Source organism: Nostoc sp. DedQUE02 (genome assembly GCF_034531035.1).
GTDB lineage: Bacteria > Cyanobacteriota > Cyanobacteriia > Cyanobacteriales > Nostocaceae > Nostoc.
In genome coordinates, this window is sequence record NZ_JAVRBY020000008.1 from 1 (window position 1) to 12,205 (window position 12,205).

7 protein-coding genes are annotated in these 12,205 nt (G+C 40.6%); 4 read left to right on the forward strand and 3 right to left on the reverse strand.

The features are described 5' to 3' along the window. Positions 1-187: 187 nt before the first annotated feature. Positions 188-1,219: a DUF6745 domain-containing protein gene (locus tag RMX98_RS09900; RefSeq protein ID WP_322680862.1), complete on the reverse strand. Its 1,032-nt coding sequence runs from the start codon at positions 1,217-1,219 to the stop codon at positions 188-190. A 380-nt stretch (positions 1,220-1,599) separates the two neighbouring features. Here RMX98_RS09900 and RMX98_RS09905 point away from each other — a divergent pair, with 380 nt between their 5' ends. The 3 genes from RMX98_RS09905 (at position 1,600) to RMX98_RS09915 (ending at position 5,743) form a co-directional block, all read left to right on the forward strand. Then, positions 1,600-3,111 carry an AAA family ATPase gene (locus tag RMX98_RS09905; RefSeq protein ID WP_322680863.1) on the forward strand — a complete coding sequence of 504 codons (1,512 nt, stop codon included), beginning with the start codon at positions 1,600-1,602 and terminating at the stop codon, positions 3,109-3,111. Positions 3,112-3,529: 418 nt separating this feature from the next. Next, a complete protein-coding gene (locus tag RMX98_RS09910; RefSeq protein ID WP_322680949.1) occupies positions 3,530-4,039 on the forward strand; it encodes an SH3 domain-containing protein in 510 nt (169 codons plus the stop codon). Positions 4,040-4,273: 234 nt separating this feature from the next. Then, positions 4,274-5,743, forward strand: a complete 1,470-nt coding sequence (locus tag RMX98_RS09915) for a peptidoglycan-binding protein (RefSeq protein ID WP_322680864.1) — start codon at positions 4,274-4,276, stop codon at positions 5,741-5,743. A 122-nt stretch (positions 5,744-5,865) separates the two neighbouring features. Here RMX98_RS09915 and RMX98_RS09920 read toward each other — a convergent pair whose 3' ends face one another. Together RMX98_RS09920 and RMX98_RS09925 are read right to left on the reverse strand one after the other, a co-directional pair. Next, positions 5,866-8,892 carry an SMC family ATPase gene (locus RMX98_RS09920; RefSeq protein ID WP_322680865.1) on the reverse strand — a complete coding sequence of 1,009 codons (3,027 nt, stop codon included), beginning with the start codon at positions 8,890-8,892 and terminating at the stop codon, positions 5,866-5,868. 355 nt (positions 8,893-9,247) lie between these two features. Further along, positions 9,248-9,439, reverse strand: coding sequence for a hypothetical protein (locus RMX98_RS09925; protein WP_322680866.1), 192 nt, complete (start codon positions 9,437-9,439; stop codon positions 9,248-9,250). 162 nt (positions 9,440-9,601) lie between these two features. On the opposite strand from RMX98_RS09925, the gene RMX98_RS09930 reads away from it, so the two are divergent. Next, positions 9,602-11,821 carry an NACHT domain-containing NTPase gene (locus tag RMX98_RS09930; RefSeq protein ID WP_322680867.1) on the forward strand — a complete coding sequence of 740 codons (2,220 nt, stop codon included), beginning with the start codon at positions 9,602-9,604 and terminating at the stop codon, positions 11,819-11,821. Positions 11,822-12,205 lie beyond the last annotated feature (384 nt).

The window sequence follows — 12,205 nt, forward strand, 5'->3', positions numbered from 1 at the left end:
CTATGGGTCAGCCACTTTATATAGTACATAAATACTATAAAATAGCGATCACGCTGTGCCAGTTGCGTAAGTCCTGAAGAAGTGTTTTGACGTAGCATTGCTACGTCTCTACAAGGGTTCTGGGTAACGCATATTTAATTTCTGGAGATGTCTATTTTATTAAATAGTTCTAATACGAGCCACTTATTTAGGTTTGTATAGCAAAATCTTCTGGGTCAATACCCCAATTTACCCAAGTAATCGCTTGACGTGCAGATTGAATATTAGGTGGTACGCGCAATACATGAATTCTATCAGTGCTGGGACAAGTCATTTTCAAAAGATAAATTGGCTCTTTGTTTTCACCATCACTTACTTTTAATAAAGTGTATTCTTGGTATGAGTCTATAATTGTAGCTTGTAACTCCTCAGCAATACGTTCATAGCCAATTTCTTGAATTAACACTCGACGCAATTCCACGTTTTGTTCTTCTAAAAACCATGAAACTTGCCAATCTTGCGGGCGCACTCTACCATATTTTGCGGGTAAAATAACACCGTGATAGGCATAAACATCACATCCATTTGCTATTTTTATAGTTGGTTCTCCCTCCGCATGGAGGCGATAAGCGCTGTCATAAAGAAACTCTAGAGGGTAATCGCATATCAAACACAACTTTTCAAAGGGAAAAATCCAGCCACAATATTTGATAAGATTTTGAAATGTTTCCCAAGCTTTAGGCGAGTAAATACAATTTAATTCCGAAATTAGAAAATCATATTTACTTGCAACATGTTCCCATGTTTTAGGATTAATACAATTATAAATTATATCAATATATAGATTAATATTAGGATGTGGTAAATTCTGTACAGATGGAACACCTGATAACATCTGGATATCAAGATGTTTATCAATTTCGTATCCAATTTGATTAGTAAAGCGTTTGTTTAATTCTGCCATTAGTTGTTTTGGTAGTTGTTTTGCAATCGGTTCTCCTAAGTTTTCACTAAGTTTTTTCTGATCTTTTGCCCCAAAATAACCAAGTAGATAAGGTGCATATAACCATTTAAAAAATATTTTTAATGCGGAATTAGTGCTATCTGAAAAGATAATTTTTGGTTTACTTCTTCCTGTTAATTCATAAGCAGTCTTAACTGCTTCCTGTGCTTGATAACGGTCTAATATGTTATTTGAAATTACAATATTACTCCATTTTTCTCGATAAAATGATATCAAAGCTTCTTGTTATGAAGTTATTCTTTCAATTTTATTATTAGACATAATAGTAGTTAGAAAGTTTATTTATATTTATACTAAAGTTAAGTGAATGTTAAGTTTTTAAAATTTTTCTCCTCCTTATTAAAAATAATAGCTGAATAAAATTTGAAAAAGTGCTGTTAAGAGTAAATACATTAAGTGCCAAAATTAAATTATCTGAGTTACCTAATAATTTAGATGCTGCTTACCGCAATGGAGCGATCGCTCACCCTTGAGGAATATCTCACATAGAGCGATCGCACTTGTAACCGCTATAGATTGGTCAATGTTGGTTTTTTAGTTGTTAGAGGTGATACAAACCTGAACAATGAGAGAAGAACTAATAATGATAGCCAAATATGAACTTCCGTGAAGAGTTTAAACTGCTGCTACGGGCCCGCTACCCTTTGATTTATATTCCCACTTATGAAGAGGAGCGGGTAGAAGCAGCTATCCGGGAAGAAGCAGCCAACCAGGGTAATCGCCCAGTATATACTTGGGATTTTGTCGATGGCTACCAAGGAAACCCCAATGATGTTGGGTTTGGGCGACGTAACCCCCTACAAGCTTTAGAATTTATCGAAAAATTACCAGCTTCTGCACCTGCGGTAATGATTCTCCGAGATTATCATCGCTTTTTAGATGATGTGGCGATCGCTCGCAAACTCCGCAACTTGTCCAGACTCCTGAAATCGCAACCAAAAAATATTGTCCTACTCTCGCCACGCATCGCCATTCCTGACGATTTAACGGAAGTGTTGACAGTCGTCGAGTTTCCCTTACCCGCCGCTCCAGAAATTAAAACTGAGGTGGAACGCTTACTACAAAGTACTGGTAACTCCCTTTCTGGCAAAGTTTTAGATGATTTGGTGCGCTCTTGTCAAGGACTTTCAATGGAACGGATTCGCCGGGTTTTGGCAAAAGCGATCGCAACCCACGGAGAATTGCGACCAGAAGACATGGAGCTAGTTTTGGAAGAAAAGCGCCAAACTATCCGCCAAACCCAAATCCTGGACTTCTACCCCGCCACTGAGCAAATTTCTGATATTGGCGGACTGGATAACTTGAAAGATTGGTTGATTCGGCGGGGAGGTTCATTTACAGATCGAGCGCGACAGTACGGATTACCGCACCCCCGTGGTTTAATGTTGGTGGGTATTCAGGGAACTGGTAAATCGTTAACAGCAAAAGCGATCGCTCATCATTGGCATTTACCCTTGTTACGTTTGGATGTTGGCAGGTTATTTGGTGGTTTGGTGGGTGAATCAGAATCTCGGACTCGGCAAATGATTCAAGTAGCTGAAGCACTCGCTCCCTGTATTTTGTGGATTGATGAAATAGATAAAGCCTTTGCTGGACTTGGTAGCAAAGGAGATGCCGGAACAGCCAGCCGTGTGTTTGGCACTTTTATTAACTGGCTAGCCGAAAAAAGCTCACCTGTGTTTGTCGTCGCTACCGCCAACGACATCCAAGCTTTACCGCCGGAAATGCTACGTAAGGGGCGATTTGATGAAATTTTCTTTGTGGGATTGCCCACCCAAGAAGAGAGAAAGGCAATTTATGATGTTCATTTATCCCGATTGCGCCCCCATAACTTAAAAAGTTATGACATCGAAAGATTAGCATACGAAACGCCCGATTTTTCTGGGGCCGAGATTGAGCAAACTTTAATTGAAGCGATGCATATTGGATTTAGCCAAAACCGCGACTTTTCTACCGACGACATTTTAGAAGCAGCCAGTCAGATCATACCTTTGGCGCGAACTGCTGTAGAGCAAATTCAGCAACTCCAAGAATGGGCTGCTGCTGGGAGAGCGCGTTTAGCATCGAAACACAATCCTTTGAGCGAACGCCTCCGGCGCACTACGTGAAGCCAAAATAAATGTAGAGACGTAGTACTCCTATAGTTTTTACAAGGGTTCTAGATAACGCATATTTAATTTCACCAGATGTCTATTCAGCATAGCTACAATAATCAGTTAGTCAAAAGTCAATAGTTAATGATGAATTATTATGGACTATTGATTCTTATACTGATGGGTTATATCATGTCCGCTTGATTGCTTATTAAACCCGAAGAACCCCACCCTGCCAAAGCTACGCTTTGTCTCCCCTCCCGAAGCGCGGGGAGGGGTTGGGGGTAAGGTGTAATGACTGTGGTTAGTTATTACTTACTTCTCTACTCGTAACCCTTGAGAGCCAGTTTAATACCGCTCTCCTCAATGAGAGGAAAATACGCAGATGACTGGCTCACCTTCATCCTTGACTCTTGATAATCAGGTTTTAATTATGTTGTCTGGTTTAACAAAATTTATACTAGGGTTCTTCTTAGCGATCGCTGTGCTAATAGGTGGCGGCGCCGCAATTGCACTCTATTTTATGAATCGTACTGGCATAGCCCCTGCCAAACCCATTTTTTCCAATGATAGTCCTTCGGTGAAAGCCCAAGCTCCTAAAAAAACTGAGCCTGGAGAAAGTAAGCCCACTCTTACACCAGGGACATCTACTCAATCGTCTCCAAGCCCAACCTCTACTCCCACAGAATCGCCAAAGGCTACCCCATCACCAAAACCATTACCACCGGGAGCTTACCGAGGGCGTGTTAGTTGGGCTGAAGGCTTGAGTTTGCGATCGCAACCCAATCAAGAAGCTGAAAAGATTGGTGGAGTTGCTTTTAATCAAAAAATTATTGTTTTGGAAGAAAACGACGACAATTCCTGGCAAAAGATCCGTTTGGAAGGTAGCGAACAAGAAGGTTGGGTGAAAGCAGGTAATACTGAAAAAGTTAATGAACAATAGGCATTGGGCATTGGGCATGGGGCATTGGGAAAGAGGAGGCAGAAGGCAACTATGCTGGAGGCAGAAGTTCAAAAATGTTTGAATTTTGAATTTTGAATTTTGAATTTTGAATTGATTTGTCCCCTTGTCTCCCTCATCCCCAGGACACTTACTTGTAAAGAATCATACGAAAAGTAATTCTTACATATAGCTAAGTGGTATACTTTTTTATAGTCATTAACTTTAAAAAAGCAAGTGAAAACAGGGGTAGCTAGCCATTTAATCAAGCTTGCCTCAGTCTACGAGGCATCCGAAAGCATCAAGGTTGTTCCTATCGTAGTTAATTTTAAATTTTTAAATTGGAAAAAGTTATCGACTGATGCTGCAATGCGTCTTTTGTCTGTGGCTCTAATTACGGGGCTTCTGAGTATTGCTGGGCAAGCTTTAGCACTTCAGAAAATCGGAAGTAATGGCCCTGGAGTTAGCAGTAGCCAGAGGTGTTTAAAAAAGTTAGGCTACTTTAACGGTCCGGTAAGTGGCAAGTTTGCTAGCTTGACTCAAAATGCTGTCATTAAATTCCAGCAAGCCAATAGAATAACTGCTGATGGAGTTGTGGGTATTGGTACTCAAAGAGCCTTGCAACGAGCATGTCAGGGTAGAACTTCTAGTCGGAATATCGGTACATCGCGTAGGCTCAACCCGCCGCAGGCATTGGCAGTTGGTCAATACCCTACTCTCTCTCAAGGCAAAACTGGTGCAGCCGTGACTAGGTTGCAACAGCGTTTACGGCAGTTAGGCTACTTTAATGCTAATCCCACTGGGAATTTTGGACGAATTACTAAAGATGCTGTAATTGCATTCCAGCGAAGTTATCGCATAACTGCTAACGGGATTGTGAATCAACAAACTTGGAACGCACTAATGGGTTCCTCTCGTACTCCAGCTAGGTCGAATCTCTCTACTCAACAAGTAAGAGAACTTCAAGTGCGTTTGCGGCAGCTAGGTTATTTAAATGCTGATGCCACTGGGAATATTGGCCCAATGACTAGAGAAGCTGTAATTGCATTTCAGCGAAATAATGGCTTACCTGTTGATGGCATTGCTAATGCCCAAGTTTTAGACTCAGTGCGTAGAGCCTCGACTGGTGGATCTACTACTCAACAACCAGGTAGAAATTATCTAACTGTAGGCGATCAGGGAGAGAATGTCAGATTAGTTCAAGAACGTTTAGCGCAGTTGGGTTTTTCTAATACCAATCCTGATGGCTTTTTCAACGATTACACCAGACAATCTGTGATCGCATTCCAGCAATCTTCTCGACTTAATTCGACTGGAAATGTAGATTGGCAAACTTGGGAAGCATTAGGGTTGAATAGCTCGACTGGAGGAAATTATACTGAGACGAATGGTTATGTATTCACTAATACTAATGACTATGTAGCGCCTCAGAGTAGTCGTTATGTATTACCTCCTGCTAATGACAATGTAACACCTGTTACCAATGGCAACACCTTAGTTGCGAATAATCCTTACAGAGTGATAATTCCAATTTCCAATAATGATACTCTGAGCAAAGTGCAACAATATATACCAAATGCCATAGCGGAGCAATCCAATCTAGGGGATTATGTGAATGCTGGAGCATTTAGCGATCGCGCCCAAGCAGAAACACTAACGAAAAAGCTCCGCTCGTTAGGTCTGGATGCACGGGTAAAATACAATTGAAGAAGAATACAGAATTCAGAATTCAGAATTCTGAATCAATTAGGAGGGAATTCAGCCCATTTATCCGCCAGTCACAAAGAATTCATTCTGAATTCTGGCTCCTGACTCCTGAATTCTTCCTGTTAAATTGACAAGCTCAACTGCGAACCTTCTTGAGTTTTATTCACTTCAATCCTAGCTTGGAAGGCTTCTTTGAGGTGGGGCATGTGGGTAACAGTGAGGATACAGGCGAAATCAGAGGCGATCGCATTAATCGCGGCAATCAAGCGATCGCATCCTTCGGCATCTTGTGTACCAAAACCTTCATCCACAATCAACAATTGCAACGCCGCCCCCGCCCGTTGGGCTAATAGTTTTGCCAAAGCTAAACGGATGGCAAAGTTAATTCTAAAAGCTTCTCCACCTGAGTAAGTTTCATAAGCTCGCGTTCCTCTAGAATCGGCGATTAAAATATCTAAGGTGTCTATTAGCTTGGCATTTTTCTTGGTTGATTTAGCACTGCGTCCAGCTTTTTGAGTAATAAATTGTACATGAAACTGATTGCCACTCAACCGCGAAAGTAGTTGATTTGTCTCGGCTTCCAGTTGCGGCAACACGTTCTCAATCATCAATGCTTGGATACCATTTTTACCAAAAGCTTGCGCTAATTCCTGATAAACCCGATATTCCCGCTTGCAAGATTGTAATTGCTGCTGCTGTTCTTCATATTGAATTTGCAGCATTTCCAGTTGATGCGCCAGCTGTTCTAAACGCCCCAACTTAGCTATTTGCTCGTCGAGTTGCCGTCTGCGAATTGCTAGCTGCTGTTCTAAAGCTTGAATTTGGGCAGATGGATTAGCTGTTGCTTGTAGTTGCTGGATAATACTTTCGATTTGGCCGCCGAGTTTTTGGCGCTCCGTTACTCTGGCGCTTCTAGACTCCTCTAACTCTTGCAATCTCGTCTGGAGTTGCGGATACTGTTGCTGGGCTGATAGCAGATGTTGATACCGCAAATGCCAAGATTGAGCTTTCTTTGCAGCCATACGCAGATTGTTGTGCTGCTCGGAACTGTAGCCAATTTCAGTAATGTGACGCTCAAGAGCCGCAATTTGTTTAGCACATTCAGAATCAATCCGATCCTGCTGGATTTTAACTTGTAATTGGGCAATTTGGGATTGTAATTCTGGTTTTCGGGCTAATAGTTGCGCTTGTCGCTTAGTTGCATCTTTAATTTGCCCTTGTTTAATTTCTGCCCATCGCCACCGCTCAACTTCACTCCGGGCGAGGGCATGATCTTGTTCATTATAATTAACTTGTTGCAGATATTGGTCTAGCTGGCGGAGTTCGGCTTGTTTATCGGGAGCGTAATCACCAGCTTGGAGCGATCGCTCTAAATGCTGTTTTTCAGCAGCAATTTGTTGTAACTGTTGTTGTACATCAGTTGTCGCTTCTAACTGTGCTGCTAACTGTCCTCGCTGTTCGCGTAAACCATCATAGCCCGTCAACTGTTGGGATATATCGCGATATTCTTGTCTGAGTGTCTGAATTTCTTTGTCAGACACAGCCAATTGTTCTCGCACTACCCAAAACTGTCCTTGAGTATCCTCTAACTCATTTTGGGTTTTTTCCACTACTCGACTCCAGTGATGTTCGTCTAAAGGACGCTCGCATAATGGACAAAGTGCTTCAGGATTTTGCAGCATTTGCAATTTCTGCTCTAATTCTCCCAGCAGTTTTTCATAATCCCGTTGGTGAGCTTGCAAACGTTCGATAAAATGCCGCCTTTCTTGCCCTTTTTCTTGGACTCGTTGCAGATAAACTCGCTTTTTCTCCAGTTCTTCAATCTGAATTGCCACATCCATCACCGCTTGTTGCAGTTGCGGTTGGCGGCTGTGCTGGCGTTGCAATTGGTTCTCAGTGCTTTGGAGTTGTTCGAGTCGCGCTACTAAACCAGCATGAGTGCGATCGAGTTGACTTTGTAAAGTTGCTCTTTGTTGCAACAAAGGAGTAACTTGCATTTGCAATTCATCTAAACGAGTAACATGGTGGCGGGCTGCGGCTAGTTGTGATAAAGCGGCTTCGACTTCACCTGATTTAGTTAAAGTTTGTTGAATATCTCGCTCTTGTTGCTGCAAAGCTTCTAGCTGCGCTTGGGCTTGTTGCAGTTGCCGTTCGATTTCGTGAATTTCTTTGGTAAGCTGTTGTTGCTTTTGTTGGCGATTTTGTTGGGCGCGGGTATGTTCTTCAAATTTGACAGCAAAAGCTTCTTCTTGAGATTGGAGACTTTGATATTGGGCGTATCCAGCTTTAATTTCAGCTTCTTGGTGTAATATTTTTTCTAAATCTGATAGCTGAGAGCCAATAGCTGATTGTTCTTGCTGGAGGCGATCGCAATCTTGGGTAAGATTTTGGTATTGCTGCTTTATAAAATTAAGTTGTTGTTCCCAATTTTGGCGCTGGTGCTGGACAACTTGCAAACTTTGTAATTGAATATTATCAAAAGCTTGCACCTGTTGCAGTTGGTTGAGTTCGGCTTCTAACTCCACTCTTTGCGCTTGGGTAATCTGGCGTTGTTGCAGCTGAATTTTTATCGACTCCAAAGAACGCTCTAACTCTACTGCCTGGGCTTTAAACTGACGAGAAGATTCCTTTGCCCGTTCTTCCAAATCATCGTACTGATTGAGTTTCAATAACTCCGCTAAAATTTCTTTGCGTTCTGTGGGACGCTTGAGCATGAATTCATCTGCGCGACCTTGACGTAAGTAAGCAGAATTAATAAAGGTATCGTAATCGAGCTTGATGTGTTCTAAAATCAAATCTTGGGTTGCTCTTACCCCTTTGCAAGTGAGTGAGCGAAACCCAGATGGTATTTCTATTTGAAATTCGAGGACACTAGTACCTCCCCGAATTCGGGTACGAATCACCCGATATTTTTGCTGGTTACTTTTGAAAGTAAAATCAACCCGAACTTCTTTCGCACCAGAATAAATGACATCATCTTCAGCAGTGGCGCGGCTTTCACCCCAAATTGCCCAAGTGATTGCTTCTAAAAGAGAAGATTTACCCGCACCATTGGAACCCGAAATACAAGCCGTATGCAAACCGCCAAAATCTAAAGTTGCATCACGGTAACTAAGGAAGTTTTTGAGGATAAGTTGTACTGGGATCATTCAGGCTATAGCGCCACATCTACTTTTAATTATTAACAGTACAGATGCACTGTTTGTTAGTTTAGCTATCTAGATATCAGGTTTCTAGTCTTGAAGACATCAACTTTACAAAAATTTACAATCATCTGAGTGAATTTTTCTTGTCCCATGAAAAAGTTTTGCTGTCTTCAAAGAAAAATGAAACTTTTCTGGAGGCTTTTCGTTATTTTTTTCTGTTGACTGAGAAGAAAACATTCTTATTTGATTTGTGAGAATAGAAAGTTACAGATCCCTGACTTCTCAAAGAATTCGGGGATCTTATCTCTTACGAATTATTTAGGATTGCGATAGTCGCCAAGAGAGAATTTGTCATAGGCTAATTGCGATCGCTTAACTTAGACCGAGGTATCAACAATCCAATATATGTACCGACAGCAAATTTTGTTAAATCTAGAAATTGAGGGCGACTCTTGTCGTCGATAACCGCAATAATGAGAGAACCAATCACCATAATCAGTGTTACAACAGCCAGCACTTCATCTCTTGAAGGAAATTTCTTGGATAACATAGACTCCCTCGCAAATTGTTTGAATAACTACATCCATACTTTGACAGGTGAGTGTTTGTTCTAGGCTTAAATACAGGTTTGAGATATGAGTGACTTGTGTATGCGATAAGGATGAATTGCCAAATTGGTAGTTAGAATCAGCAAAAGTGTAATGGTTAGCTTATGTCCGGGCGATCGCTTTCCTGTTCTCCAGAAGGTATCCAAAAAGCAAAAAGAGCTTTAATTCGTTATTCCTTAACTCAAAAAGCATTAGCTGATGAGTTAGAAGTAACTCGCCAGCCGATCGGAAAATTCTTTACAGGTAAACCTGTTGACCGCAATCTCTTTGTCCAGATTTGCGACAGGCTAGACCTAGAGTGGGAAGAAATAGTTACTGAACCAGCCAGTGAATCAGAGGTAAATCAAGATAACAGCATTGATATTGATATTGATGCGATCGTGCAAAAGGTGCGCGAAAAGATAAAACCCCTCATTGAAGAACGTTGCGGTACAATGCGGGTGCTAGATATGACTCAGCCTATTGGGTTGAATGACATCTATACCAGCGTTAATATTTTGGATAAAATCACTGGACAGCGGCGGTTAGGCATTGATGAATTATTACAACAGTGTAAAAGCCAGGATTTTGACCTCTTTGGACTCAACAGAATTACTGAAAAACGATTGCCAGGACTGGAAGCGGTTGAAAAATACTCCAAGCTGATGATTTTGGGAAAGCCAGGTGCAGGGAAAACTACGTTTTTAAAGTATTTAGCAATTCAGTGTCTTGGAGGTGAGTTTCAGGCTGAACGTGTGCCAATTTTTATCACGCTCAAAAACTTTGCAGAAGCTGCAAACAAACCTGGATTATTGCAATACATCACTGAAGAGACGATAAATCCTATATCTTCTATTCGAGAAGTACTAACCTATGGCAAGGCATTAATTTTACTCGATGGGTTGGATGAGGTTAGAGAAGAAGATAGTAACCGTGTATTAAAAGAAATTCGTGAGTTTTCCGATCGTTACTCAAAAAATCAGTTTGTGATGACCTGCCGAATTGCAGCACGAGAGTATATTTTTGAGAAGTTCACAGAGGTAGAAGTTGCTGATTTTGACGATGACCAAATTTCCAACTTTGCCAATAACTGGTTTAAGAAGAAAGCTGTAAAATCAAAGACATTTATCAAACGTCTCGAAGAGAATAGCCGAATCAAACAACTTGCTGCAAGTCCTCTGCTGCTGACGTTGCTTTGTTTAGCCTTTGAAGAGTCAGGAGATTTCCCTGCAAATCGTTCTGAGTTATATAAAGAAGGACTGGATGCGTTATTGAAAAAATGGGATGCCAAGCGGGGAATTCAACGCGATCAGATTTACAAAAAGCTATCAGTCCAACGCAAAGAAGATTTACTCAGCAAAATTGCATTGACTACTTTTGAGGGGAGTGAATATTTCTTCAAACAAAAAATAGCAGAGCAATACATTACAGAATACATCCGTAATTTACCTGGTGCTAATACTGACGAAGAAGCATTGCAACTTGACAGTGAGCAAGTTTTGCGTTCAATTGAGCATCATCATGGGCTAGTTGTCGCAAGAGCGAAAAGGATTTACTCATTTTCTCACCTGACATTTCATGAGTATTTCACAGCGAGAGAATTTGTGGTTGTGAGACAGTCATCAGAGGAAGCGCTGCAAAATCTTGTTAGCCATATTACTGAGAAACGCTGGCAGGAAGTCTTTTTGCTGGCGGTTGGGATGGCTCCAAGTGCAGATCGGTTATTGCTGTTGATGAAAGAGAAAATTGATGCCCTTATAACTACTGATGAAAAGTTACAGGATTTTTTAATGTGGGTACAGAATAAATCTCTATATGTTGATACTAATTACAAACTAACAGCAGTTAGAGCTTTTTACTTAGAACTTGGTCTTGGTCTGATGCCTGAGATTAGTCTTGACCTAGCCTGTAGCCTGGATAATACTATTATTTCTGTTGGTTATTCTGCCTCTAACTGTCCTCTCTGTTTTGATCGCGATCTTTTTTTAGCACTACACCTGAATAAAAATTTATTATTTGACAATATTAACTTCTTTGAATATTTCCCAAAACTATATTCCGAACTAGCCATATTACAGAAAGAACTCTTAGAAATAACAAAAGATAAAAGTAGAAATAGTAAAGAAAAATTAAGAAAATGGATGATTAAATATCGCAATTTAGGTCACGATTGGAAATTTAGTAAAAACCAGAAAGAATTGCTGACACAGTACTACGATATTAATCAATTAATGGGAGATTGCCTAAATAGCGATTGTTATATCAGCCGAGAAGTACGACAGCAAATAGAAGATACTTTGCTATTACCGATCGCAGAGATTAAACAGCGCCAACAGCAATCATAAATACCCATATAATAGATAGTGAATTATTCGTTAAAAAACAGAAAATATTTCACAAATATTCGCAAATAAATCTAGAATGGAAGTAAGAGTTCACAGTCAACCCATTCGCCTCTATTCAATGGCTTAGATATGTGGACATGAGTAATAAAACAGCATTTTGGAACAAAATGATACTCATTTACGTCGTGTAAACCTTTCATCTTTAATTTTAGTAACGCACATTAGCAGGATACAAATTCTGAGAAGCGATGTCTATGACGGTTTACGTCTGTGCGATCGCAAAAACTTCCCATCAATAATAAGTACTTGTATACGCCGATAGACAGGTTTAAAAACAGTCAGAAACAAACTCAGTAAATCCTCGTCATTAAATACATCACATAC